The sequence below is a fragment of the Streptomyces sp. NPDC001532 genome, from assembly GCF_040298625.1.
Taxonomy (GTDB): domain Bacteria; phylum Actinomycetota; class Actinomycetes; order Streptomycetales; family Streptomycetaceae; genus Streptomyces.
The window spans coordinates 1-24635 of record NZ_JBEPAL010000037.1; the positions used below are offsets into that span (position 1 = coordinate 1).

Here is a 24635-nt window from a genome sequence, read left to right on the forward strand (position 1 = left end):
GGCTTTCCTCCGGGCTTTTCCCTTCGGTCTTGCGTTTCCGACTCTATCAGATCTTTCCGATCCGATTTCCTCGGTGCTTTCCAGGTTCTCGCTTCCGCGTTTCCCTTTCTGGCGGTTCCGACTTTATCAGATCCTTTCGGCTTCCGATTCCCTGTCGGAGGGGGTGTCTTGGGCTTCTCGGCTTTCGCCTGTCGGCCTTTCGACATTCACTACGTTAGCCGATTCCCTCGCCGTCTCATAATCGAGCTCCGGGGTTCTGAATTCGGACGTGCGGACACGACGAATTCACCCCCGCCGAGGGGATGTCGTAGGTAGTGGTTTGGCCGCTTCCGGCTGCTGTCGAAGGCAGTACCCGGTTCAGCGGCTCGGGCTACATTACGGACCCCGGGAGGCAGAGTCAAGTTCGTCGGCGGCGTGGCACATGGGCCCGGTAGGGGCTCACCGTGGGGTCGTCCGCGACCCAGAAGCGCCAGGGGTGGACACCGCCCTCACCGGAGACTCCCGTGCGCGGACCGTTGCGTACCTGGTGGGAGGAGACAGGGGTGCCGGTCAGGACGCGGAGGTCGGTGTCGCCGGAGGTGCAGGCGTCCGTGCCGTCCTGTGCCCGGTCCACACCGAGGGCCGTGGCCAGGCGGGCCGGCCCTTTGGCCAGTTCCTTGTCGTTTCGGGCCGAGAGTCGACGTTTGCGCGCCAGCTCCGCCCCTTCGATGATCTCGCCGGCGCGCAGCAGGACCGCGCTCGCGGTGCCTTCAGGGCCGCACACCAGGTTCATGCAGTGCCACATGCCGTAGGTGAAGTAGACGTACACGTGGCCGGGGCGGCCGAACATCACGGCGTTTCGGGGGGTGCGGCCTCGGTAGGCGTGGGAACCCGGATCGTTCTGGCCGTCGTAGGCCTCGACCTCGGTCAGGCGGAGGGCGATCGGACCGTCCGGGGTGGTGCGTACGAGGATGCGGCCGAGGAGGTCGGGGGCGACTTCCAGAACGGGCCGGTCGAAGAACTTCCTGGGGAGGGGCGTACGGTCGGGGGTCGCGATCATGCCGTCCGAGGGTAGTGCAGGAGGCGGCGCGGAACCGGCTGCGGCCGGATCGCGTTTGTAGGGATCAAGGGTCCACTCGCTTAAGGGAGAGTCATGCCGTTCAAGAAGCTGCTCGCGAGCCTGGGTGCCGGTGGGGCATCCGTCGAGACGGTGCTGACCGAGGTCAACGTGGTGCCGGGCGGGGTCGTCCAGGGTGAGGTGCGGATCCAGGGCGGGTCCGTGAACCAGCAGATCGAGGCGCTGTCGGTCGGTCTCCAGGCCAAGGTCGAGGTCGAGGGCCAGGACACCGAGTACCAGCAGGACATCGAGTTCTCCAAGGTGCGGCTCGGGGGTGCCTTCGAGCTCGCGGCGAACGCGGTGCACGCGGTGCCGTTCACGCTGGACATCCCGTGGGAGACGCCGGTCACCACGATCGACGGGCAGGCGCTGCGGGGCATGCACATCGGTGTGACGACCGAGCTGGAGATCGCGCGGGCGGTGGACTCCGGTGACCTGGACCCGATCAACGTGCACCCGCTGCCGGCGCAGAAGGCGATCCTGGACGCCTTCATCCAGCTGGGCTTCCGCTTCAAGAGCGCGGACATGGAGCGCGGTCACATCCGCGGCACCCGGCAGAAGCTGCCGTTCTACCAGGAGATCGAGTTCCTGCCGCCGCAGCAGTACCGCGGGCTGAACCAGGTCGAGCTGAGCTTCGTCGCGGACCAGAACGCGATGGACGTCGTGCTGGAGATGGACAAGAAGCCGGGCCTGTTCAGCGAGAGCAGCGACACCTTCCGGTCGTTCCAGGTGGGGCTCAACGACTATCAGAGCACCGACTGGACCGCGTACCTCAACCAGTGGCTGTCCGAGGTCGGCAGCAAGCGCAACTGGTTCTAGGCTCGGTGGCCACGGACCAACCGATCAGGAGGTACTGAGGTGACCGAGCTCAAGCGGCGGCCTCTCCCCCACGACTTCCATCCGCCCGTGCCGTCCTTCACGGTCACGAGTGAGGACGTAGAGGAGGGCGGAACGCTCAAGGACGCTCAGGTCCAGGCGGCCGGCAACACCTCGCCGCAGCTGCGGTGGGAGGGCTTCCCGTCCGAGACCAAGAGCTTCGCCGTGACCTGCTACGACCCGGACGCCCCGACGGGCAGCGGGTTCTGGCACTGGGTCGTGTTCGACATCCCGGCGTCGGTCACCGAGCTGCCGTTCGGTGCGGGCAGCGGCGAGTTCGAAGGGCTGCCGGAGGGCGCGGTGCAGGCGCGGAACGACTACGGGACGAAGGACTTCGGCGGCGCCGCTCCGCCGCCCGGGGACGGCCCGCACCGGTACGTGTTCACCGTGTACGCGGTGGACCAGGAGAAGCTCGGTCCCGACTCGGACGCCAGTCCCGCCGTGGTGGGCTTCAACCTGCGGTTCCACACGCTGGCCCGTGCCCAGCTGATCGGTGAGTACGAGGTGCCCGCCGAAGCCTGACGTTCACGGAAGGTTTGCCCGCCCCTGCGCTTGGAAGCGATCAGGGGCGGGCATTTTTGTTGCCGGGGGTCGCGGGGGTCACCCCCCGCGGGAGCAGCGGATATTGCGTTGTCCATCTCGGCGTGCCCGGCCAGAGTTGATCCCAGCCCGCCAAGGGGTGGGCCGGTGCGCACGGGAGGTGGGCTGGTATGCGGGACACGCTGGTACTGAACGCGAGCTTCGAGCCGTTGTCGACGGTGACGCTGAACCGAGCCGTCGTGCTGGTGCTGCAGGACAAGGCCGTCGTCGAGCAGGCCCACCCCGAACTCCGGCTGCGGGCAGCCGCGGTGGACATACCGGCGCCGCGGGTGATCCGGCTGTGCCGGTACGTACGGGTGCCGTTCCGAAGACAAGCTCCGTGGTCGAGGCGGGGTGTGCTGGTGCGGGACAGGCACCGGTGCGCGTACTGCGGGCGGCGGGCGACGACCGTGGACCACGTGGTGCCGCGGTCGCGGGGTGGTGGCGACACCTGGCTGAACACGGTCGCCTCGTGCGCCGAGGACAATCACCGGAAGGCGGACCGGACTCCGGAGCAGGCGGGGATGCCGTTGCTCTGGGAGCCGTTCGAGCCGACTCCGGCGGATGCGATGCTGCTGGCGCTGGCCCAGGAGGAGTTCGAGGCGCTGCCGGAGTGGCTGGCTCGGTCGGCCGCCTGAGGCAGGCCGTAGGGCGGGCTGTCGGCCGGTCGCCGCGGGGCGTTCGTGGTTCTTCGAGCGGTTCCCCGCGCCCGGGAGGGTGGGTGCGGGAAACCGTCTGTCGCGCGGCGGGTGTCAGTCGATGGTCGGCTTCTCGCGGCGTTCCGTCGCCTGGGGGCCGATGGTGGGGGTGCCGGGGCCGCCGCCGGTGCCGCCGGAGCCGTTGAAGTTGCCGAAGGCGCCGGAGAGGCCCTTGAGGGCGTCGCCGATCTCGCTGGGGACGATCCAGAGCTTGTTGGCGTCGCCTTCGGCGATCTTCGGGAGCATCTGGAGGTACTGGTAGGACAGCAGCTTCTGGTCGGGGTCGCCGGCGTGGATCGCCTCGAAGACCGTGCGGACGGCCTGGGCCTCGCCCTCGGCGCGCAGGGCGGCGGCCTTGGCCTCACCTTCGGCGCGCAGGATCTGGGACTGCTTCTCGCCCTCGGCGCGAAGGATCTCGGACTGGCGGACACCTTCGGCCTGGAGGATGGCGGCGCGCTTGTCGCGGTCGGCGCGCATCTGCTTCTCCATCGAGTCCTGGATGGAGGTGGGCGGCTCGATGGCCTTGAGTTCGACGCGGTTGACGCGGATGCCCCACTTGCCGGTGGCCTCGTCGAGGACGCCGCGCAGGGCTGCGTTGATCTCCTCGCGGGAGGTCAGGGTGCGCTCCAGGTCCATGCCGCCGATGATGTTGCGGAGCGTGGTGACGGTGAGCTGCTCGATCGCCTGGATGTAGCTGGCGACCTCGTAGGTGGCGGCGCGGGCGTCGGTGACCTGGTAGTAGATGACGGTGTCGATGTTGACGACCAGGTTGTCCTGGGTGATCACCGGCTGCGGCGGGAACGGCACGACCTGTTCGCGCAGGTCGATGCGGTTGCGGATGGTGTCGATGAACGGGACGACGATGTTCAGGCCCGCGTTGAGGGTCCGTGTGTAGCGGCCGAATCGCTCGACGATGGCCGCGCTGGCCTGTGGGATGACTTGGATCGTCTTGATCAGGGCGATGAAGACCAACACCACCAGGATGATCAAGACGATGATGATCGGTTCCATCGTCGCTTCCCCGTACCCTTCTCCGCCTCGGCGCTCTTGGAAGATCTTATGGTTTTGAAGATCTTGCTGGTCGAGTCTCGCAGACCGCCGCGCAACTCGTCTGCTGTTCGGTCCAGTTGCGTCGTACGAGGTCACATGACGATCGCCGTGGCGCCTTCGATGTCCACCACGTCCACTTGCCGGCCCACGTCGTAGACGCGGTCGGTGTCGAGGGCGCGTGCCGACCAGACCTCGCCGGCGAGTTTGATGCGTCCGCCGGAGGCGTCGACGCGTTCCAGGACGACGGCCTGTCTGCCCTTCAACGCCTCGATGCCGGACAGGAGTTGGGGCCGCCCGGAGCGGTGCCGGCTCGCGATGGGGCGTACGACGGCCAGCAGGGCGACGGAGACGGCCACGAAGACGAGTACCTGGACCACGATGTCACCGCCGAGGGCGGCGGCCACGGCGCCCGCGACCGCGCCCACGGCGAGCATGCCGAGTTCCGGCATCGCGGTCACCACGAGCGGGATTCCGAGCGCGACCGCGCCGACGAGCCACCACACCCATGCGTCGATGTCGTTCACACCGTCATGGTAGGTCCGCGGGTCCCGCTGCCGACAGGGCGCGAACCGGAGGGAACACGGCCTGTCGGCGAGGGGGTTGGGGCGGGTCAGCCGAGCGGCAGGCCCTGCGCGGTCCAGCGGTCGCCGACCTGCTCGACGAGGAGCGGGAGGCCGAAGCAGAGGGAGAGGTTGCGGGAGGTGAGTTCGAGCTCCAGCGGGCCCGCGGCGAGGACCTTGCCCTGGCGGATCATGAGGACGTGGGTGAAGCCGGGGGCGATCTCCTCGACATGGTGGGTGACCATGATCATCGAGGGGGCGATGGGGTCGCGGGCGAGGCGGCCGAGGCGGCGGACCAGGTCCTCGCGGCCGCCGAGGTCGAGGCCCGCGGCGGGCTCGTCGAGCAGGAGCAGCTCGGGGTCGGTCATCAGGGCGCGGGCGATCAGGGTGCGCTTGCGCTCGCCCTCGGAGAGGGTGCCGAACCTGCGGTCCAGGTACTCGGACATGCCGAGGCGGTCGAGGAAGGCGCGGGCGCGCTGTTCGTCGACGTCCTCGTACTCCTCCTGCCAGGCGGCGGTCATGCCGTAGGCGGCCGTCAGCACGGTCTGCAGGACGGTCTGGCGCTTGGGGAGCTTGTCGGCCATGGCGATGCCGGCCATGCCGATGCGGGGGCGCAGCTCGAACACGTCGGTGCCGGGCTTGCCGAGGGTCTCGCCGAGGATGGTGGCGGTGCCCGTGCTGGGGTAGAGGTAGCTGGAGGCGACGTTGAGGAGGGTGGTCTTGCCGGCGCCGTTGGGGCCGAGGATCACCCAGCGCTCGCCCTCCTTGACCGACCAGGAGACCTGGTCCACCAGAGCCCGGCCCTCGCGGACCACGGATACGTCCTGAAGCTCCAGAACATCGCTCATGAGCGCGTTGTCTCCCCTTGCAGTGTGGCCGGTCTCGGCTGTCGCGTACGCCTGTGGCTCGGTCGGTCGCGCCGGTGGGCGCAGCCCTCTAGAAATCTACGCCACCGGTCGGCCCGGACATTCCATCGGTCCGGTCCTTAGGCTGGGGGCATGCTCTCGGAACCGCGCTCAGGACGCCTCGCCGCTTGGGGAAATGCACTTCTTGCCGGACTTGTCTCTCCGGATGACGCCGTGATCGCCATCGTCGGCGAGGACGCCGTGCACCGGGTGGCGGGGCTGCCCGGCGAGTCGGGGCCCGTCGGGCTCACGCTCGCGCTCGGTCGGCTGCGGGCGCTCGGGGTGGGCGGTCTGCGGATCGCGCTGCCGGCGCCGGGGCATCCGCTGGGGCTGAGCGGTCCGCCCGAGTTCAACGCGCGGGCGCTGGAGGCCGAGGAGGCGGTGATCTGTCACGGTGCCGCGCTGGGTCTGGTGCCGGAGGTGTCCGAGGCCGGGCCGAGGGGCGATGTGCATGTCGAGGTCGTCTGGCACTGCCTGCCGGTGCGGGAGGCGCCGCCGGCCGATGTGCCCTCGCTCGGGGAGGCGGAGCGGGAGCTGGCGGAGGCCCTGCGGGACGCGACCGAGGTGCTGACCCGGCTGGACGTGGCCGCGTCGGGTCCGGTCGCGGAGGCGGCGATCGACGCCTACCGGGCGCGGGCCGAGCGAGGTCGGGAGGTGCTGGCTCCGGGTTACCCGCCGCGGGCGGTGCGGGTGCTGGAGCTGGCGCAGCGGATCGGGACGCTGATCTCGGTGGCGTACGAGAACGGGCACGGGGGTGCGGTGAGCGCCGGGGAGATGGCGGCTCGGGCACAGGCGTTGCGGCCGGTGGAGCGGACGGCTCGGCGGGCGCAGGTGGCGGCGTACAACGCCGTGGTGGAGGAGCGGGAGCGCGGGGTGCGGTGAGCGCGGTCCTTCTCGCGCCGGTCCGGCCGTGAGACGGCGAAGGGGTACGGTCGTGAGACGGCGAAGGGCCCCCGAGTCGCCCTTGACTCGGGGGCCCTTGAGCCGTGCCCGGGGTGTCAGTCGTTGACGCCCTGGTTGCCGAACGCCGGGTTCAGCAGGCCGATGACGTTCACGCTGTTGCCGACCGCGTTCACCGGGACGTGCACCGGAACCTGGACCAGGTTGCCCGAGATGACGCCCGGCGACTTCACGGCCGCGCCGGCGGCACCCGAGTCGGCGACAGCGACACCGGCGGACGCGCCAGCTGCGGCACCGGCGACAGCGACGGCCACGGCAGCCTTCTTGGCGATGTTCATGAAAAGCGTTCCTCCTGCGTTTGCGTAACCGACCCGGCCGCGGGTCGTGCGCTGATCAACGCGGAGGTGATCCGCGACGGCACGGGAGATGGGACGCATGAGCCCGTACGGATCATTGGAACGACAACATCATCAGCCGACGAAGGCCGTCGCGGCGGCTGCCGGCGGAACGGCGACTCAGTGGTTGAGGCCCAGGTTGCCGAAGGCGGGGTTCAGCACACCGATGACGTTCACGCTGTTGCCGACCGCGTTCACCGGGACGTGCACCGGGGCCTGGACCAGGTTGCCCGAGATGACGCCGGGCGAGTGCTCGGCCTTGCCGGTCGCCAGCGAGCCCTCGGTGGCGGAGGCCATGCCCGCACCGGCGGCCACCAGACCACCGGCCACCATCGTCACAGCCGCTGCCTTCTTCAGGTTCATCACTTCTCAGCCTTCTCTAGCGATTGCCGCGGCAGTCGCCGCAGCACGCACTGGAGAACGCCGGGGGCCCGGGAAGGATGCGCCATTCGGGGGACATTCCCACGACGGTATGAATCTCGGTCCGGAGCGGAATCCTCCGTATTGCCGTACCGCATGTTTGTCAGCCGGTCACACCATGACGTACGGCCCACAGGGCGGCCTGGGTGCGGTCGGCCAGGTCGAGTTTCATCAGGATGTTCGAGACGTGCGTCTTGACGGTCTTCTCGGAGAGGACCAGCGCGCGGGCGATCTCCCGGTTGGAGCGGCCGTCGGCGATCAGGCTCAGCACCTCGCGCTCCCGCTCGGTCAGTGAACCGGCTCTGCCCTGACCGGAGTTCGACTCCTCCTGGGAGAGCAGCGCGCCCGCCACCTCCGGCTGGAGCAGGATGTGCCCGGCGTGCACCGAGCGGATGGCGCCGGCCAGCGCGTCGGGGTCGACGTCCTTGTAGACGTACCCGGCGGCGCCGGCGCGCAGGGCCGGGACGACCGTGCGCTGTTCGGTGAAGCTGGTGACGATCAGCACCCGCGCGGGATTGTCCAGCTCGCGCAGTCTGCGCAGCGCCGCCACGCCGTCCATGCCGGGCATCTTGACGTCCATCAGCACGACGTCGGGCCGCAGTTCCTCGGCGCGGTCGACGCCCTCGGCCCCGTCGGCGGCCTCGCCCACGACCTCTATGTCGTCCTGCACCTCCAGGAAGGTGCGCAGTCCCCGGCGGACCACCTGGTGGTCGTCGACGAGCAGCACCTTGATTGCGTCAGCCACCGGGGACCTCCATCTCGATCGTGGTGCCCTTTCCGGGCGCCGATTCCACGGTCAGCCGACCGCCGACGCCGCTCGCCCGGTCCCGCATGGAGACCAGGCCCAGATGGCGTCCCGCGCGGCGCACCTGGCGCGGGTCGAAGCCGCTGCCGTCGTCCGTGATGCGCAGCACCGCGCCGGAGCCGCGCTTCTCCAGGGCCACGTCGACGCGGGTGCCGCCGGAGTGCCGCAGGGCGTTGTGCAGGGCCTCCTGGGCGACGCGGAGCAGGGCCTCCTCCTGGCTGGCGGGCAGGGCGCGCACCCCGCAGCTGTCGAAGGACACGCGCGCGGAGTGGGCCCGGTCGAGGACCTGGATCTGGGTGCGCAGGGTGGCGACCAGGCCGTCCTCGTCGAGCGCGGCGGGGCGCAGCTCGACGACGGCGGCGCGCAGTTCGTCGGCGGCCTCCGCGGCCAGCGCGGCGACCTGCTGGAGCTCGCCCTTGGCGCGGGCCGGGTCGCGGTCGACGAGGGCGGCGGCGGCCTGGGCGGTCAGGCGCAGCGAGAACAGTTTCTGGCTGACGGCGTCGTGCAGCTCGTGGGCCAGGCGGGAGCGTTCCTCGGCGATGGTCAGTTCGCGGCTGCGTTCGTAGAGCCGGGCGTTGGTCAGGGCGATGGCCGCGTGCTGGGCGAGGATGGCCAGCAGTTCCTCGTCGTCCTCGGTGAAGCCGCAGCCGCCGTCGGTGCGGGGGCAGTTCTTGTTGGCCAGGAACAGGGCGCCGAGGGTCTCGTCGCCGTCGCGGACGGGGACGCCCAGGAAGTCGGCGAGGTCGGGGTGGGCGCTGGGCCAGCCCTCGAAGCGGGGGTCCTCGCGGACGTCGGACAGGCGCTCGGCGCGGGCCTCCTGGAGCATCGAGGCGAGGATGCCGTGCTGGCGCGGGAGCGGGCCGATGGCCTTCCACTGCTCCTCGCTGACGCCGTCGACGACGAACTGGGCGAAGCCGCCGTGGTCGTCGGGGACGCCGAGGGCGGCGTACTGCGCGTCGAGCAGCTCGCGGGCGGAGGCGACGATCGTCTTGAGGACGTCGCGCACCTCCAGGTGCCTGCTCATGGCCAGCAGCGCGGAACTCACCGCGGCGAGGCCGGACCGGGGGCCTTGACTCATGTCTCCACGCTACCGGCGGGGTGTGACAGCGCGGATCCGACCGGTGACGGCCGCCGCCTGGTCCCCGGGTCCTAGGCCGCAGGTCCCGGGGGCGACGGCGTAGGACGAACGGACCGACCGGTTTGCGGCCCGCGCCCGAGGCGGTCCGGACGGCCCCGTTCCTACGGTGTGGGCGCGCCGATGGGCGGCGCACGAGGACGAGGGGACACGGGTCATGCCGGTAGCGATCATCACGGGGGCTTCCAAGGGACTGGGGCGGGCGCTCGCCTGGGCGCTGTCCGCGCGCGGCTGGGACCTGGTGCTGGACGCCAGGAGCGCCGGGGCCCTGGAGGAGACGGCGGCGGCGCTCGCCGGGCACGGGACGCGGGTGGCGGCCCTGCCCGGGGACGTCGTGGACGCGGGGCACCGCGCGGAGCTGGTGGCGGCGGCCCGGCGGCTGGGCGGGGTGGACCTGCTGGTGCACAACGCGAGCGCGCTGGGTGCCGAGCCGCTGGTGCGGCTGGAGGAGCTGGCCCTGGACGGGCTGCGGCGGGCGCTGGAGGTGAACGTGGTGGCCGCGCTGGGCCTGGTCCAGGAGGCGCTGCCACTGTTGCGGGCCTCGGCGGCGGGCGCGGTGATCGCGGTCAGCTCGGACGCGGCGGCGGAGGCCTACCCGGCCTGGGGCGGGTACGGGGCGTCCAAGGCGGCCCTGGACCGGCTCGCGGCGGTGCTGGCGGTGGAGGAGCCGGGGCTGCGGGTGTGGGCGGTGGATCCCGGGGACATGGCGACCGATCTGTACCGGGCGGCCGTACCGGACGACGACGGGCCGCGGCCGGCGCCGGAGCAGGTCGTTCCGGCGTTTCTGCGGCTGCTGGACGAGCGGCCGGCGAGCGGTCGCCGTGCGGTGCGGGCGCTGTCGGCGGGTGCGCGATGAGGCGGGGGGCCGTGCGGGTGGCCGGAGAGCGGTCGGCGCGGTTGCCGGCCGAGCAGCGGGGGCCGGGGCTGGACCGGGACGCCGTACGGCTGCTGGTGTCGCGGGGGACGGAGGTGTCGCACCACTCCTTCGCGGCGCTGCCGCGGCTGCTGCGGGCCGGGGACCTGCTGGTGGTGAACACCTCGCCGACGCTGGCCGCGGCGGCGGACGGGCGGATCGGGCACGCGCGCGTGGTGGTGCATTTCTCGGCGCGCGGCGACGACGGCCGGTGGGCGGTGGAGCTGCGCGATCCGGACGGGACGGGGACCACGCGCGCGCGTGCGGTCGGGCCGGCGGGGGCCGGGGTGCGGCTGGCAGGCGGGCTTCGGCTGGTGCTGGAGGAGCCGCTGAGCGCGGCGAGCGGGCGGTTGTGGTGGGCGCGGGCGGCCGGGGCGGACGTCCGCGCGGTGCTGCGGGAGCACGGGCGGCCCATCCGTTACTCCTACACCGAGCGCGATCAGCCGCTGTCGGTGTACCAGACGGTGTTCGCGCTGCCGTCGGCCGACGGTGAGGGGAGTGCGGAGATGCCGAGCGCGGCGCGGCCCTTCACCGCTCGGACGGTGGCGGAGCTGGTGAGCCGGGGGGTGGGGTTCGCGCCGGTGACGCTGCACACGGGGGTGGCGTCGGCGGAGGCGCACGAGCCGCCGTACCCGGAGCGGTTCGTGGTGCCGGAGACGTCGGCGCGGCTGGTCGAGGCGGTGCGGGCGGGGGGCGGCCGGGTGATCGCGGTGGGGACGACGGCGGTGCGGGCCGTGGAGTCGGCGGTGGGGGCGGACGGGGTCGTACGCGCGCGTGCGGGGTGGTCGGATCTGGTGGTCACCCCGGAGCGGGGGGTTCGGGTGGTGGACGGGCTGCTGACCGGGCTGCACGAGCCGGAGGCCTCGCATCTGCTGATGCTGCGGGCGGTGGCGGGGCGGGCGGCGGTCGACCGCGGGTACGAGGAGGCGAGGCGTGGCGGGTACCTGTGGCACGAGTTCGGGGACGTGCATCTCCTGCTTCCGGAGGAGGGTGCCGAAGACGCCTCACTCTCAGCATTGCTTCCGCAACTACAGGTGAGACCCGGGCGGGGCACGTGTGAGCCCGCGCATAGGGCGCAGGTCACGTACGAAAGTGCTTAGGAGACGGGGAGGCTCAGGATGAGCGGGACAGATGCTCCAGTCTGTCCCGATTTGCCCCTACGTGATCCACTACCCGGCATCGTACGTCACACCTTTGCCTGGCAATTTTGCGGCCGCTAAGAATGGCTCTCGTCGCTCAGCGCCGCGGGTTCCGCCCCGCGGCGTTCGTGCGGGAAGAACCCGTGTCCCCCGCCGGACGTGAGCGACCTCCGCGCTATTCGAAGAGGTCCATTCGCCATGCCCCAGAACCACCAGAAGCCTGGTCGTAGTCGCGTGCTGACCAGGACGCACAAGATCGCGATCGCCGGTGTCGCCGCCCTCGGTGCCACCGCCGTCGCCCTCTCCGCCGTCCCGGCCGGTGCCAAGACCACCACGGCCGAGGCCGGTTCCGCGGCTCCCGTGGCCTACCGTGCCGAGCAGGTCAAGGACGTCAAGGCGACCGTCACCGACCAGCTCGCCGCGGCCAGCCTCAAGGTCGAGGCCATCGAGGCGCAGCACCGGGCCGCCGCCGAGGCCGCCGCGAAGAAGGCGGAGGCCGCGGCGAAGAAGAAGGCCGCCGAGCTCGCCGCCAAGAAGGCCGCGGCGCGGAAGGCCGCCGAGGAGCGGGCGTCGAAGGCCGCCGCGAGCCGCGCCAAGCAGCGCTCGATCGCCAAGTCGGTCGCCGAGGCGAAGTCCTACGCGAACAACCTCGACGGCTGGATCCGCGAGTCGCTCGACATCATGAAGAAGCACGGCATCCCGGGCTCCTACAGCGGCATCCACCGCAACATCCTGCGCGAGTCCTCGGGCAACCCGAACGCCATCAACGACTGGGACATCAACGCCATCAACGGCATCCCGTCGAAGGGCCTGCTCCAGGTCATCCCGCCGACCTTCGAGGCCTACCACGTACCCGGCACGTCGTGGAACATCTACGACCCGGTCGCCAACATCACCGCGGCCTGCAACTACGCGGCCGACCGGTACGGCTCGATGGACAACGTCAACAGCGCGTACTGAGGCCGGCGCGGGCCTCGGCACGAAGCGCCGAAGGGCGGCACCCTCCTGACGGGGTGCCGCCCTTCGGCGTCGTACGACGTGCCGCTGTGCCGGTGGACTACTTGCGCATGACCTCGGGCTCGTGGCGGCGCAGGAAGCGGGCCACGAAGAAGCCGCAGAGCACGCCGAGGACGATCAGGGCGACCATGTCCATGCCCCAGGCGCCGACCGAGTGCGCCCACAGCGGGTCGTCGCTCTCGCCCTTGGGGGGCGGGCTGATGTTGTTGAAGTCCAGCGTGGCGCCCGCGGCGGCCACCGCCCAGCGCGACGGCATCAGGTACGAGAACTCGTTGACGCCGATCGAGCCGGCCAGGGGGAACAGACAGCCGGTGAAGACGACCTGGACGATCGCGAACATGACCAGCAGCGGCATGGTCTTCTCGGCGGTCTTCACCAGGGCCGAGATGATCAGGCCGAACATCATCGCGGTGAAGCCCAGCGCCATGATCGGAAGGCACAGCTCCAGGAGGATCTGGCTGCCGAAGATCAGGCCCTCGTCCGGGATGGTGCGGCTGGAGAAGCCGATGACGCCGACCATCAGGCCCTGGAGCATGGTGATCACGCCGAGCACGAACACCTTGGACATCAGGTACGCCGAGCGGGACAGGCCGGTGGCGCGCTCCCGCTCGTAGATGACCCGTTCCTTGATCAGCTCACGGACGGAGTTGGCGGCGCCGGCGAAGCAGGCGCCGACCGCGAGGATCAGCAGGACGGTCAGGGCCGTGCCGTTGGCGATGGGCTTGCCGGTGTTCGGATTGATCTCCGTGTTGACCAGCAGGTCCTTGCCGGAGTCGATGAGCAGGCTCACCGAGCCGAGGACGAGCGGCAGGATCACCGTCAGGGCCAGGAAGCCCTTGTCGGAGACGATCACCGAGACATAGCGGCGCACCAGGGTGACGAACTGCGACATCCAGCCCTGCGGCTTCGGCGGCCTGATCGCCTGCATCGGCGGCATCTGTACGGACTGCGGGGCGACGGCGTCGATGTCCGCGGCGTACATCTGGTAGTGCTGCGAGCCCTTCCAGCGGCCCGCCCAGTCGTAGTCGCGGTAGTTCTCGAAGGCGGAGAAGACGTCGGCCCAGGTGTCGTAGCCGAAGAAGTTCAGCGCCTCCTCGGGCGGGCCGAAGTAGGCGACGGAACCGCCGGGCGCCATCACCAGGAGCTTGTCGCACAGCGCCAGCTCGGCCACCGAGTGGGTGACCACGAGGACCGTGCGGCCGTCGTCGGCGAGGCCGCGCAGCAGCTGCATGACATCGCGGTCCATGCCCGGGTCGAGGCCGGAGGTCGGCTCGTCCAGGAAGATCAGCGACGGCTTGGTCAGCAGCTCCAGGGCGACGGAGACGCGCTTGCGCTGGCCGCCGGAGAGGGAGGTGACCTTCTTGTCCTTATGGATGTCGAGCTTCAGCTCGCGCAGCACCTCGTCGATCCGGGCCTCGCGCTCGGCCGCCGTGGTGTCGGCGGGGAAGCGGAGCTTGGCCGCGTACTTGAGGGCCTTCTTGACGGTCAGCTCCTTGTGCAGGATGTCGTCCTGCGGGACCAGACCGATGCGCTGACGCAGCTCGGCGAACTGCTTGTAGAGGTTCCGGTTGTCGTAGAGCACCTCGCCCTGGTTGGCGGGCCGGTAGCCGGTCAGCGCCTTGAGCAGGGTGGACTTGCCGGAGCCGGACGGGCCGATGACCGCGATCAGCGACTTCTCCGGGACACCGAAGGAGACGTCCTTGAGGATCTGCTTGCCGCCGTCGACCGTGACGGTCAGGTGGCGGGCCGAGAAGGACACCTCGCCGGTGTCGACGAACTCCTCCAGCCGGTCGCCGACGATCCGGAACGTCGAGTGACCGACGCCCACGATGTCCGTCGGGCCCAGCAGCGCGGAGCCGCCCTTGGCGATCGGCTGGCCGTTGACGTACGTGCCGTTGTGCGAGCCGAGGTCGCGGATCTCCATGCGGCCGTCGGGCGTCGCGTGGAACTCCGCGTGGTTGCGGGAGACCTGGAGGTCGGAGACGACCAGGTCGTTCTCCAGCGCACGGCCGATGCGCATCACACGGCCGAGCGAGAACTGGTGGAACGTGGTGGGGCTGCGGTCGCCGTAGACCGGCGGTGCCCCCGCGGCACCGCCGGGGACCTTCTGCGCGTAGCCCTCCGCAGGGCCCTGCTGCGGCGGGATCTGCGCGCCGGCGTGCTGCGGCGGGACCTGCCCGGCCGCCTGCGGCTGCTGCCAGCCCGCGTGCGGAGCCTGCTGATGCGGCACCTGCTGGTGCGGGGCCTGCGCGGGCTGCTGGTGCGGGGCCTGCGGGTGTGCGGCCTGCGGGTGTGCGGCCTGCTGCGGCTGCTGCGCCCAGCCGGCGCCCGCGCCCTGGGCGGCGTACGGCTGCTGCTGCGGCTGGGCCTGCGGCGTCGCGCCCGTCGCGGCGCCGGACAGCGTCACACGCGGTCCGTCCGTCGCGTTGCCCAGGTTGACGGCCGAGCCGGGGCCGATCTCCACCTGCTGGATCCGCTGGCCCTGCACGAAGGTGCCGTTGGTGCTGCCATGGTCCTCGATGACCCAACTGCGGCCGTTGAAGCTGACCGTGGCGTGCCGCCAGGAGACCCTGGCGTCGTCGAACACGACGTCTCCCTGAGGATCGCGTCCGAGTGTGTAGGACCTGGACGAATCGAGCGTCCAGGTCCGTCCGTTTGATTCCAGTACGAGTTCCGGCACTCCATGCCCCACTGAGTTGTCCCCCGAGTTACCCCCGTCGCAGGGAGTCTAGGGATGTCGAACATCGGGGGGAACTATTTCAGGAGCGGCCCCCTGACCGAAAGTCGGGCCTTGTGAAGACCGCGCACGGGCGCATCGAAGCGTTGTCGTTGACGGGGGTTGAAACCTGCCCGGAGAGTGGTAATCCCCCGCGAGGGGGACAAGCGCGGCAGTCGCGCCGCGCCGCGGATCGGGGGTCTGCCATGAGCGTCGAGACCGCGCGGTACGGCACGAAGGTGCCCTGGGTCGATGTCCTGCTGTCCGCGATCGCCGCCGTGAGCTGGGCGTTGATCGGTATGGCGGGGACGGCCGCGCTCGGGCTGCACCTGCTGGGGGCCGACTCGGCCGGTTCGCTGGGGCCGATGACCGCGGCGGTGGTGGCGCTCGGTGCGGGTGGTTCGGTCACGCCGTCCGGCGATGTGTCCGTGTTCGGCCTGGAGGGCGCCGAGGCCACGACCGCCGTCGAGATCACGCCATTGGGCGTGAGTCTGGCCGGTGCGCTGTTCCTGTCCTGGTTCTTCCTGCGGTCCTTGCGGGCGGCGGGAGTTGTCGTCTCCCCGGCCGAACTCCTCGCCCGCGCGGGGGCGGTGGTGGCGCTGTTCGTGGCGATGCTGGGCGGGCTGGCCTGGGCAGGGCACGACGTCATCACCCTCGACGGCGGCGCGCTGGGGCTCGACGACCTGCCCGGCGGATCGGGTTCCGGTTCCGGCGCCGGTGGCTCCGGAGGCATCGAGATCCCCGGGCTCGGAGATGTCGGGGACATCGGGGACATCGGGGAGCTGCTGCCCGACCGGCTCGGCGACCTCGTCGACGCGCAGGCGGCGGTCGGGTTCACCGTCGACACCGTGCCGACGCTGCTGGGCGGCGCGGCCTGGGTGGCCGGGGTGCTGCTGATCGCGCTGCTCGCCTCGCGCCGCACTCCGCTGCCGCGCGGCTGGGAGCCCGTGCACCGCGTGGTGCGGCCGGTCGTGTCGGCGCTCGTCACGGTGCTGCTGCTGGCCGTGGCGGCGGGCTGCGCGGCGGCGGCGTACGCGGCGTTCGGCGACGACCACCCGAAGCGGATCGCGGGGGCCGCGCTGCTCGGCGCGCCGAACGGGGTGTGGCTCGGGCTGCCGGTCGGCCTCCTCGTGCCCTGGGACGGCGAGGCCTCCGGGGCGCTCACCCGCTTCCTGCCCGACCCGCTCGACGATCTGCTCGTCGACTCCGACCAGCCGGTCACCCTGGGACGGCTCGCGGAGCTGGACGGGCGGGTGTGGCTGCTGGGGGTGGCGGCGGCGCTGGCGATGCTGCTGGCGGGTGTGCTGCAGGCGGTCCGGACGCCGGTGGAGGTCGGCCCCGGTCCCGACGGTGGCAGTCCGCCGGGCCGGGGCGCCGCCGGCTTCGCCGGGCGCTGTGCGCTGCGTCTCGGCCTGACGACCGCTCTCGCGCTGCCGCTGCTGGGCCTGCTGACCGAGGTCTCCCTCGACGCTTCCCTGTCGGTGCTCGGCTTCGACGCCTTCGGCGCGCGGCTGGAACTGCGCGAGCACCTTGGCATGGCGGTGCTGCTCGGCGCGGCGTGGGGCGCGGGGGCCGGCGTCCTGGGGGCCCTGCTCACCTCGACGACCGGCGCCGCGGGCCGACGCGCGGCGCCCTTGGCACGCGGTGACGTGACGCGCGGCGGGGCGGAGCTCATGGGCGGGCCCGGGCCGTACGCACCGGGCACGCCGTACCGGCCCCCCAACCCCGCGACGAACCCGTACCTGCGGCTGCCGGAGGGGGTACGGGACCGGGAGACGGAGGTGCTGCGGCGGGGCGGGGGGTCCGCGGGCGGGGGTGCGGGTGCTGCGGGCGGGGCGCGCGAAGGGGCGAGCGGCGCGGGCGGGGCGCGCGAAGGGGCGAGCGGTGCGGGCGGGGCACCTGGAAGGGCCGGCGCTGTGGACGGGGCGCCCGAGGGAGCGCGGGATCGGGAGACGCGGGTGCTGCGGCGGGGTGCGCGGGGATCCGGGTGTGGGGGTGCGGTGGGGGCGCCCGAGGGCGTGCTGGAGGGTGTGCCGGAGGGGGTGCCGGAGGGCGTTCCGGAGGGGGTGGCCGACGATGTGTACGGTGCTCCGACCGTGGTGCGGCCGGTGGGACCGCCGCCGCGCTCGCCCCGGAGGTCGTCGGACTCGCGACCCGGCAGGCGGGCGCCGACCTCCCCGGAGGAGGGACCGCCACCGCCTCCGCCGCCTCTGCCGCCGGGCAGGCCCAGGTAGGCAGGTTCAGGGCCCCGACAGGTAGGCAGGTTCAGGGCGCCGACAGGTAGGCCGGTTCAGGGCCCCGACTGAACCTCGGTGACCCGAGGTGTGCGTGCCTCGTGGCCGAGGCGGTCACCGTCTCCGCCACCGCGTCCCTCCCGCCGGCGCGAGCCCTTGGACCGCCCCCTGCCCCTCCGCCAAGTGCCCGCCGCCGTGCCTGAGCGACTCGTCAGGTCGGCGTCATCCGCCCGACGTCCAGAGTTCCGTGTCCGGTAGGCGGACCTCGCGGGCGGGCGGCACTGGGTGCCGGTTACCGTTGGAGCACCATGAGCGCTTCGCAGACCTCTGACGTCCCCACTCTCCTCGTCAAGATCTTCGGCAAGGACAGGCCGGGCATCACGGCCGGACTCTTCGACACCCTCGCCGCCTACTCCGTCGACGTGGTCGACATCGAGCAGGTCGTCACGCGGGGCCGGATCGTGCTGTGCGCGCTCGTGACCGAGCCGCCCAGCGGGCTGGAGGGCGACCTGCGGGCCACCGTCCACAGCTGGGCGGAGTCGATGAAGATGCAGGCCGAGATCATCTCCGGCCTCGGCGACAACCGTCCGCGCGGCCTCGGCCGCTCCCTGGTGACGGTGCTCGGCCACCCGCTGACCGCGGAGGCCACCGCCGCGATCGCCTCCAGGATCACCAAGGCCGGCGGCAACATCGACCGTATCTTCCGGCTCGCCAAGTACCCCGTCACCGCCGTGGAGTTCGCGGTGTCCGGTGTGGAGACCGAACCGCTGCGCACCACCCTGGTCACCGAGGCGGCGGCGCTCGGCGTCGACATCGCGGTCGTCGCGGCGGGCCTGCACCGCCGCGCCCAGCGGCTGGTCGTCATGGACGTGGACTCGACCCTCATCCAGGACGAGGTGATCGAGCTGTTCGCGGCGCACGCCGGCTGCGAGGAGCAGGTCGCCGAGGTGACGGCCGCGGCGATGCGCGGAGAGCTGGACTTCGAGCAGTCGCTGCACGCGCGGGTGGCGCTGCTGGAGGGGCTGGACGCCTCGGTGGTGGACAAGGTGCGCAGCGAGGTCCGGCTGACGCCGGGCGCCCGCACCCTGATCCGTACGCTGAAGCGGCTCGGCTACCAAGTGGGCGTGGTCTCCGGCGGTTTCACCCAGGTCACGGACGACCTCAAGGAGCGTCTGGGGCTCGACTTCGCCCAGGCGAACACCCTGGAGATCGTCGACGGCAAGCTGACCGGCAAGGTCACCGGCGAGATCGTGGACCGCGCGGGCAAGGCGCGGCTGCTGCGCCGGTTCGCCGCGGAGGTGGGCGTACCGCTGTCGCAGACCGTGGCGATCGGTGACGGCGCGAACGACCTCGACATGCTGAACGCGGCCGGGCTCGGGGTCGCCTTCAACGCCAAGCCGGTGGTGCGGGAGGCGGCGCACACCGCGGTGAACGTGCCGTTCCTCGACACCGTGCTGTACCTGCTGGGCGTCACCCGGGAAGAGGTCGAGGCGGCGGACGCGCACGAGGAGAGCTGAGCGAGCGCACCCCGAAGGGTTGCGGGGCCGGTACCGCTGGGTGCCGGCCCCTTCGGCTGTGCGGGCGTCGGCTACTCGCTCGGGGCCCAGTAGTCGAGCAGGGTGGCCGCGCCCGGCTCCAGGGTCTTCCACGAGCCGCTGAAGGACAGGACCGCGAAGGCGGCGGTCGGGAAGCCCCGGCGGGTCATGCGCTGACGGGCGTCCTCCTCCGCCGAGCCCGCGAGCACCTCGGCGAGGCCGTGCACGCCGGGGTTGTGGCCGATCAGCAGGAGGTTCTGGGCGTCGTCGGGGGTTTCGTTGAGCACGGCGATCAGCTCGCCGGGCGAGGCTTCGTAGATCCGCTCCTCGTAGACCGTTTTCGGCCGGTGCGAGAACTCGTGGACGGCGAGCTTCCAGGTCTCACGGGTCCGGGTGGCCGTGGAGCAGAGTGCCAGGTCGACGGGGATGCCGGTGTCGGCCAGTCTGCGTCCGGCTTCGGCGGCGTCCTTGCGGCCTCGCTCGGCGAGCGGCCGCTCGTGGTCGTTCACCTGGGGCCAGTCGGCTTTCGCATGCCGGAAGAGGACGATCCTGCGGGGTTCTGCGACGCTCATGACTCCCAGCTTCGCATGAAACAGGCCATGGGGCGCAGGGAGTTGACGGGCGGCTCCGCGGGCGTTCAGCGGGTCAGCAGTTCCCGGACGTGCTCCAGGAGCCGGGCTATGGCGGGGTCGCCACCCGCGGCATGGGCGTCGGCCGGGTTCAGGATGAGGGTCAGCAGGGCGACGAAGGCGAGCGCCGGCAGGGCGAGGGCCCACCAGGGCAGCCGGGTGTCGACGCCGCGGGTGCCGGCGGGGCGGGGGCTGGGCTGGGTGCGTGCCGACATGATGCCTCCGTGGATCCGTCCTCGACTGGTGTGGTCCGCCTCCCGCGGCCACACTTCGACGCTACGGAATCGGGAGCCGTCGACCCATCCGGTGATCCACCCACTTGACCCTGAGCCTCACCCCCTAGGGGATGGTGGGGCTAGCCCCACCGACACGGGACGGCCAATGGCGTATGCCCCCACGGCCTACGCGGCCTACGTCCTGCACAGCCCATGGTCCCCGGGACATGGCGGCTCACCGCCTGCGGCGCATGGCCCACGGCCGGCCACAGCCGGCCCGCGGCCCACGTGGCCCGCGGCCCGCGGCTCGCGGCTCGCGGCTCGCGGACTATGGCGCGGCGATCGTTGCGATGACGGCGATGATCAAGAAGATGGCGAAGAACGAGCCGAAGATGATCAGCAGCTTCTTCTGGCCGTTCTGGGGGTTCGGGTCGAGCGCTGGCATGGCGCAAGTCTCGCACCCGCCTCCCGCGCCCGCCCCGCCGGGGGTCCTGCCCCGCCAGGGTCCTGCCCCGCCGGGGCCCCGCCCCGCCAGCCTCCTGCCCCGCCCGGTGTCCCGCCCCGCCTAGGCCGGTCCTGTCCCGCCCGGGCCCCTGCGCCGAACCTCCGGGCTCAGCCTGCCGCCGCCTCGTCCTCCACCGTGCGGTCGCGGCCCGCCAGCCAGCCGACGGCCATCTGCGGGATCATCAGGGCGATCATCAGGGCGATCGGCTGACCCCAGCCGCCGCTGTGCTGGTAGAGCACGCCCACCAGGAGCGGGCCGGGGATGGAGATCAGGTAGCCGGTGCTCTGCGCGAAGGCGGACAGCTGGGCCACGCCCGAGCCGGAGCGGGCGCGCATGCCGACCATGGTCAGGGCCAGCGGGAAGGCGCAGTTCGAGACGCCGAGCAGCACGGCCCAGGCCCAGGCGCCGCCGGCCGGGGCGAGGTGGAGCCCCGCGTAGCCGGCGAGGCCGCAGACGCCGAGGGCGAGCACGATGGGCCCTTGGTGGGGCAGCCGGGTGGCCAGGCGCGGGATGACGAAGGCCAGCGGGACGCCCATCACCATGGTGACGGCCAGCAGCAGACCGGCCGTACCGGCGGAGACGCCGGCGTCGCGGAAGATCTGCGCCATCCAGCCCATCGTGATGTACGCGGCGGTGGCCTGGAGCCCGAAGAAGACGGCCAGCGCCCACGCGGTGCGGCTGCGGGTGATCCGCAGCGGAGCCGCCTGGTCCTCGCGCATCCCTCGCCCCGCCTCGGCGTCGGTCTCGCCCGGTGCGGTCCCCGAGGAGCCGCCCCGGTCCCGGAGCACCGGCAGCCACGGCAGGACGGCGGCCGCGGCGAGGGCGGCCCACACCGCGAGGCCGGACTGCCAGTCGCCGCCGAGCGCGTCGGTCATCGGCACGGTGGCGGCGGCCGCGGTGGAGGTGCCCAGGGCGAGGGCCATGGAGTAGGCGCCGGTCATGGTGCCGACGCGGTCCGGGAACCAGCGCTTGACGATGACCGGCATCAGCACGTTGCTGACCGCGATGCCCATCAGGGCGAGCGCGCTGGCGGCCAGGAAGCCGGCCACGCCGCCGGTGTACGGCCTGATCAGCAGGCCGATGGTGATGGCGGCCATGCCGGCGCACACGACGGCGACGGGGCCGAAGCGGCGGGCCAGGCGGGGCGCCATGACGCCGAAGACGGCGAAGCAGAGCGGGGGCACGGAGGTGAGCAGTCCGGCGACGCTGCCGCTCATGCCGAGGCCGTCGCGGACCTCCTCCAGGAGGGCGCCGAGGCTGGTGATGGCGGGGCGGAGGTTGACGGCGGACAGCATGATGCCGACGACCACCAGGCGTACGGTCCACGCGCGCGTGATGCCACTGTGTGCCGGTCCGCCGGTGCCGGCCGGGGCCGATCCGGGTACCTGGTGGGCGTCCGAAACCTTCGGGGCGTTCCCTGTCCGTGTCCCCGTCCGTGTCCTCGTCCGTGTCCGTGTTTCCTCGCGAGCCATGCGGCCCATCATAGAATCATGGGATGATTGGTTGTCCACTCATCCGGCGTCCTCGGCGTCCGTGCCGCCTCCACTGCACCCGGCACTCCCGGCGCCCCTGGCGTCCGTGGCCGCCCGTCCCGTGCGAAGGTGTGCCATGCCTTTGAGCCACCCCCGCCGTTCGGCGCTGTCCGAGCAGGTCATCGCCGAGCTGCGCAACCAGATCACCTCGGGCGAATGGCCGGTCGGTTCGCGGATCCCCACGGAGCCCGAGCTGGTCGAGCAGCTGGGCGTCGCCCGCAACACGGTCCGCGAGGCGGTCCGGGCGCTGGCGCACAACGGCCTGCTGGACATCCGCCAGGGCTCCGGCACCTATGTGGTGGCGACCAGCGAGCTGGCCGGCGTGATGCACCGCCGCTTCGCGGGCGCCGACCCCCGGCACATCGCGGAGCTGCGTTCCACCCTGGAGTCGGCCGCCGCCAAGCTGGCCGCCGAGCGGCGCACCGAGAAGGACCTCAAGCAGCTGGACGCGCTGCTGGTGCGGCGTGAGGAGGCCTGGGAGACGGGCGACGCGGAGACCTTCGTGACCGCGGACGCGACCTTCCACCTGGCCGTGGTGGCCGCCTCCCACAACGACGTCATGACCGCGATGTACGCGGACCTGGGCGAGGTGCTGCGGGACTGGCTGCGCGAGGACGTGGGCGAGGAGCTGACCCCGGACACGTACATGGACCACGCGCGGCTGGTGGACGCCATCCGCGCGGGGGACGCGGAGACGGCCGGGACGGAGGCGGCGGGCTATCCGTTCCTGTGCCGTCCTGGCCGGTTCAGCTCCCCCGGTTCTGGTGGCTGACCCACACCGCGCGGACCTCCATCCAGCAGCGGCCGGTCAGCCGTACGGTCTCGGCCGGTCCGGCGTCGACGGGGGCGCTGTCGGTGTCCAGGTCCCACCACCGGTCGCACTCGATGTGCAGCCGTACGCGGTCGGTGTCGACGTAGGGGTTGTGGCAGAGGGCGGTCACCTCGGAGCCGCGGATCCGGGTGCGGCACTCGGCGCCGAACGGCTCGGGCGGGTCGGAGGAAGCCGCTTGCACGCGCGCGTGGGGCATCGCCTCGTACGCGAGGGTCAGCACCAGGGCGAGGGCGGCGGTCACTGAGGCCAGGCAGCGGAACAGGCGCACAAGGGGACCTCCTCGGCCGTGCTGGGGAGGGACGCGTGAGGTGGACGCGTACTCCAGAGTGCCCGCAGGTCGGCCGGCCCCGCCCGGCCGGGTAGGCCGAACGGGCGACGCCCCGCCCCTCGCGCGGTGCGGGGGACGGGGCGTCGGTCACGTACGGGTCGTACGCGGTCGCCCAGGAGCGGATCAGGCGCCGATGGCGTGCAGGCCGCCGTCGACGTGGATGATCTCGCCGGTGGTCTTCGGGAACCAGTCGCTGAGCAGGGCGACGACACCGCGGCCGGCCGGCTCGGGGTCCTTCAGGTCCCACTCCAGCGGGGAGCGGCTGTCCCAGACGGAGGCCAGCTCGCTGAAGCCCGGAATGGACTTGGCGGCCATGGAGCCGATCGGGCCGGCCGAGATGAGGTTGCAGCGGATGTTCTGCTTGCCCAGGTCACGCGCCATGTAGCGGCTGGTGGCCTCCAGGGCGGCCTTGGCCGGGCCCATCCAGTCGTACTGCGGCCAGGCGTACTGGGCGTCGAAGGTGAGGCCGACGACCGAGCCGCCGTTCTGCATCAGCGGCAGGCAGGCCATGGTGAGCGACTTCAGGGAGTAAGCCGAGACGTGCATGGCCGTGGCGACCGACTCGAACGGCGTGTTGAGGAAGTTGCCGCCGAGGGCGTCCTGCGGGGCGAAGCCGATGGAGTGGACGACGCCGTCCAGGCCGCCCAGCTCCTCGCCGACGATGTCGGCCAGGCGGCCCAGATGCTCGTCGTTGGTGACGTCGAGCTCGATGACCTTGGTGGGCTTCGGCAGCTTCTTGGCGATGCGCTCGGTCAGGGTGGGCCGCGGGAACGCGGTCAGGATGATCTCGGCGCCCTGCTCCTGGGCCAGCTTGGCGGTGTGGAAGGCGATGGAGGACTCCATCAGCACACCGGTGATCAGGACGCGCTTGCCGTCGAGGATTCCGCTCATGGTGATCAGTGACCCATTCCCAGTCCGCCGTCAACGGGGATGACGGCTCCAGTGATGTACGAGGCGTCGTCCGAGGCGAGGAACCGCACCGTCGCGGCGATCTCCTCCGGCTGCGCGTACCGGCCGAGCGGGACCTGCGACACGATGCTGTCGCGCTGCTCGTCGGTGAGCGCCTTGGTCATGTCGGTGTCGACGAAGCCGGGCGCGACGACGTTGAAGGTGAGGTTGCGCGACCCCAGCTCACGGGCGAGGGAGCGCGCGAAGCCGACCAGGGCGGCCTTGGAGGCGGCGTAGTTCGCCTGGCCCGCGGAGCCGAGCAGGCCGACGACCGACGAGATGAGGACGACGCGGCCCTTCTTGGCGCGCAGCATGCCGCGGTTGGCGCGCTTGACGACCCGGAAGGTGCCGGTGAGGTTGGTGTCGATGACCGAGGTGAAGTCCTCCTCGGACATCCGCATCAGCAGCTGGTCCTTGGTGATGCCGGCGTTGGCCACCAGCACCTCGACCGGACCGTGCTCGGCCTCGATCTCCTTGTAGGCCTGCTCCACCTGCTCGGCGTCGGTGATGTCGCACTTGACGGCGAGGACGCCCAGCTCCGTGAGGGCGGCCGGCGGCTCGCCCGAACGGTACGTGATCGCGACCTTGTCGCCGGCGTCGGCGAACGCGCGGGCGATGGCGAGGCCGATGCCCCGGTTGCCTCCGGTGACGAGAACCGAGCGGCTCAACGGAT

26 protein-coding genes are annotated in these 24635 nt (G+C 71.7%); 10 read left to right on the top strand and 16 right to left on the bottom strand.

Features of this window, described 5'->3' with window-relative positions; all coding sequences use genetic code 11:
- Positions 1–397 precede the first annotated feature (397 nt).
- A complete protein-coding gene (locus ABT232_RS28285; RefSeq protein WP_351844909.1) occupies positions 398–1039 on the bottom strand; it encodes a DNA-3-methyladenine glycosylase in 642 nt (213 codons plus the stop codon).
- Positions 1040–1132: 93 nt separating this feature from the next.
- Between ABT232_RS28285 and ABT232_RS28290 the strand changes: the two genes are divergently transcribed.
- The 3 genes from ABT232_RS28290 to ABT232_RS28300 all read left to right on the top strand — a co-directional run bounded on the left by ABT232_RS28290 (position 1133) and on the right by ABT232_RS28300 (position 3189).
- Positions 1133–1915, top strand: coding sequence for a sporulation protein (locus ABT232_RS28290; protein ID WP_351844911.1), 783 nt, complete (start codon positions 1133–1135; stop codon positions 1913–1915).
- Positions 1916–1954: 39 nt separating this feature from the next.
- Positions 1955–2494, top strand: coding sequence for a YbhB/YbcL family Raf kinase inhibitor-like protein (locus ABT232_RS28295; protein WP_351844913.1), 540 nt, complete (start codon positions 1955–1957; stop codon positions 2492–2494).
- A gap of 188 nt (positions 2495–2682) precedes the next feature.
- The gene (locus ABT232_RS28300; protein ID WP_351844915.1) at positions 2683–3189 is read left to right on the top strand and encodes an HNH endonuclease; all 507 of its coding nucleotides are present in this window, start codon (positions 2683–2685) and stop codon (positions 3187–3189) included.
- A gap of 114 nt (positions 3190–3303) precedes the next feature.
- Here the strand turns inward: ABT232_RS28300 and ABT232_RS28305 are convergent, their stop codons facing one another.
- From ABT232_RS28305 to ABT232_RS28315, 3 genes are all read right to left on the bottom strand, one after another.
- Positions 3304–4260, bottom strand: coding sequence for an SPFH domain-containing protein (locus ABT232_RS28305; RefSeq protein WP_351844917.1), 957 nt, complete (start codon positions 4258–4260; stop codon positions 3304–3306).
- A 131-nt stretch (positions 4261–4391) separates the two neighbouring features.
- Entirely contained in the window at positions 4392–4823 is a 432-nt protein-coding gene (locus ABT232_RS28310) for an NfeD family protein (RefSeq protein WP_351844919.1), read from the bottom strand.
- A gap of 86 nt (positions 4824–4909) precedes the next feature.
- The gene (locus tag ABT232_RS28315; protein ID WP_351844921.1) at positions 4910–5707 is read right to left on the bottom strand and encodes an ABC transporter ATP-binding protein; all 798 of its coding nucleotides are present in this window, start codon (positions 5705–5707) and stop codon (positions 4910–4912) included.
- 150 nt (positions 5708–5857) lie between these two features.
- Between ABT232_RS28315 and ABT232_RS28320 the strand changes: the two genes are divergently transcribed.
- On the top strand, positions 5858–6646 hold the full coding sequence (locus ABT232_RS28320) for an Rv1486c family protein (RefSeq protein WP_351844923.1): 789 nt from the start codon (positions 5858–5860) through the stop codon (positions 6644–6646).
- 116 nt (positions 6647–6762) lie between these two features.
- On the opposite strand, the gene ABT232_RS28325 is transcribed toward ABT232_RS28320, so the two are convergent.
- From ABT232_RS28325 to ABT232_RS28340, 4 genes are all read right to left on the bottom strand, one after another.
- The gene (locus ABT232_RS28325) at positions 6763–7002 is read right to left on the bottom strand and encodes a chaplin (protein WP_351844925.1); all 240 of its coding nucleotides are present in this window, start codon (positions 7000–7002) and stop codon (positions 6763–6765) included.
- A gap of 177 nt (positions 7003–7179) precedes the next feature.
- Complete coding sequence (locus tag ABT232_RS28330) at positions 7180–7425, bottom strand: chaplin (RefSeq protein WP_351844927.1); 246 nt, start codon at positions 7423–7425, stop codon at positions 7180–7182.
- Between the two features lie 157 nt (positions 7426–7582).
- Complete coding sequence (locus ABT232_RS28335) at positions 7583–8224, bottom strand: response regulator (RefSeq protein ID WP_351844929.1); 642 nt, start codon at positions 8222–8224, stop codon at positions 7583–7585.
- On the bottom strand, positions 8217–9362 hold the full coding sequence (locus tag ABT232_RS28340) for a GAF domain-containing sensor histidine kinase (RefSeq protein ID WP_351844931.1): 1146 nt from the start codon (positions 9360–9362) through the stop codon (positions 8217–8219). Before ABT232_RS28340 ends, ABT232_RS28335 begins: the two co-directional genes overlap by 8 nt.
- A gap of 214 nt (positions 9363–9576) precedes the next feature.
- On the opposite strand from ABT232_RS28340, the gene ABT232_RS28345 reads away from it, so the two are divergent.
- The 3 genes from ABT232_RS28345 (at position 9577) to ABT232_RS28355 (ending at position 12431) form a co-directional block, all read left to right on the top strand.
- On the top strand, positions 9577–10275 hold the full coding sequence (locus ABT232_RS28345) for an SDR family NAD(P)-dependent oxidoreductase (protein WP_351844933.1): 699 nt from the start codon (positions 9577–9579) through the stop codon (positions 10273–10275).
- Positions 10272–11432: an S-adenosylmethionine:tRNA ribosyltransferase-isomerase gene (locus ABT232_RS28350; protein ID WP_351844935.1), complete on the top strand. Its 1161-nt coding sequence runs from the start codon at positions 10272–10274 to the stop codon at positions 11430–11432. Before ABT232_RS28345 ends, ABT232_RS28350 begins: the two co-directional genes overlap by 4 nt.
- A gap of 237 nt (positions 11433–11669) precedes the next feature.
- On the top strand, positions 11670–12431 hold the full coding sequence (locus ABT232_RS28355) for a transglycosylase SLT domain-containing protein (protein WP_351844937.1): 762 nt from the start codon (positions 11670–11672) through the stop codon (positions 12429–12431).
- 97 nt (positions 12432–12528) lie between these two features.
- Here ABT232_RS28355 and ABT232_RS28360 read toward each other — a convergent pair whose 3' ends face one another.
- Entirely contained in the window at positions 12529–15168 is a 2640-nt protein-coding gene (locus ABT232_RS28360; RefSeq protein WP_351844939.1) for an FHA domain-containing protein, read from the bottom strand.
- A 242-nt stretch (positions 15169–15410) separates the two neighbouring features.
- Here ABT232_RS28360 and ABT232_RS28365 point away from each other — a divergent pair, with 242 nt between their 5' ends.
- Together ABT232_RS28365 and serB are read left to right on the top strand one after the other, a co-directional pair.
- Positions 15411–17438 carry a streptophobe family protein gene (locus tag ABT232_RS28365; RefSeq protein WP_351844941.1) on the top strand — a complete coding sequence of 676 codons (2028 nt, stop codon included), beginning with the start codon at positions 15411–15413 and terminating at the stop codon, positions 17436–17438.
- Positions 17439–17746: 308 nt separating this feature from the next.
- Positions 17747–18955 carry a phosphoserine phosphatase SerB gene (gene serB / locus ABT232_RS28370; RefSeq protein ID WP_351844943.1) on the top strand — a complete coding sequence of 403 codons (1209 nt, stop codon included), beginning with the start codon at positions 17747–17749 and terminating at the stop codon, positions 18953–18955.
- Positions 18956–19026: 71 nt separating this feature from the next.
- Here serB and ABT232_RS28375 read toward each other — a convergent pair whose 3' ends face one another.
- The 4 genes from ABT232_RS28375 to ABT232_RS28390 form a co-directional block, all read right to left on the bottom strand.
- Complete coding sequence (locus ABT232_RS28375) at positions 19027–19545, bottom strand: SixA phosphatase family protein (RefSeq protein ID WP_351844945.1); 519 nt, start codon at positions 19543–19545, stop codon at positions 19027–19029.
- Positions 19546–19610: 65 nt separating this feature from the next.
- On the bottom strand, positions 19611–19817 hold the full coding sequence (locus ABT232_RS28380; protein WP_351844947.1) for a hypothetical protein: 207 nt from the start codon (positions 19815–19817) through the stop codon (positions 19611–19613).
- 328 nt (positions 19818–20145) lie between these two features.
- Complete coding sequence (locus ABT232_RS28385) at positions 20146–20262, bottom strand: SGM_5486 family transporter-associated protein (RefSeq protein WP_351844949.1); 117 nt, start codon at positions 20260–20262, stop codon at positions 20146–20148.
- 167 nt (positions 20263–20429) lie between these two features.
- Positions 20430–21806 (bottom strand): CynX/NimT family MFS transporter, encoded by a 1377-nt coding sequence (locus tag ABT232_RS28390; RefSeq protein ID WP_351844951.1) that lies wholly within the window; start codon positions 21804–21806, stop codon positions 20430–20432.
- 124 nt (positions 21807–21930) lie between these two features.
- On the opposite strand from ABT232_RS28390, the gene ABT232_RS28395 reads away from it, so the two are divergent.
- Positions 21931–22626 (top strand): FadR/GntR family transcriptional regulator, encoded by a 696-nt coding sequence (locus tag ABT232_RS28395; RefSeq protein ID WP_351844953.1) that lies wholly within the window; start codon positions 21931–21933, stop codon positions 22624–22626.
- Here ABT232_RS28395 and ABT232_RS28400 read toward each other — a convergent pair.
- From ABT232_RS28400 to fabG, 3 genes are all read right to left on the bottom strand, one after another.
- Positions 22601–22954 (bottom strand): hypothetical protein, encoded by a 354-nt coding sequence (locus tag ABT232_RS28400; protein WP_351844955.1) that lies wholly within the window; start codon positions 22952–22954, stop codon positions 22601–22603. The genes ABT232_RS28395 and ABT232_RS28400 overlap by 26 nt on opposite strands.
- A gap of 183 nt (positions 22955–23137) precedes the next feature.
- Entirely contained in the window at positions 23138–23905 is a 768-nt protein-coding gene (gene fabI / locus ABT232_RS28405) for an enoyl-ACP reductase FabI (RefSeq protein WP_351844957.1), read from the bottom strand.
- 5 nt (positions 23906–23910) lie between these two features.
- Entirely contained in the window at positions 23911–24630 is a 720-nt protein-coding gene (fabG, locus tag ABT232_RS28410; protein ID WP_351844959.1) for a 3-oxoacyl-[acyl-carrier-protein] reductase, read from the bottom strand.
- Positions 24631–24635 lie beyond the last annotated feature (5 nt).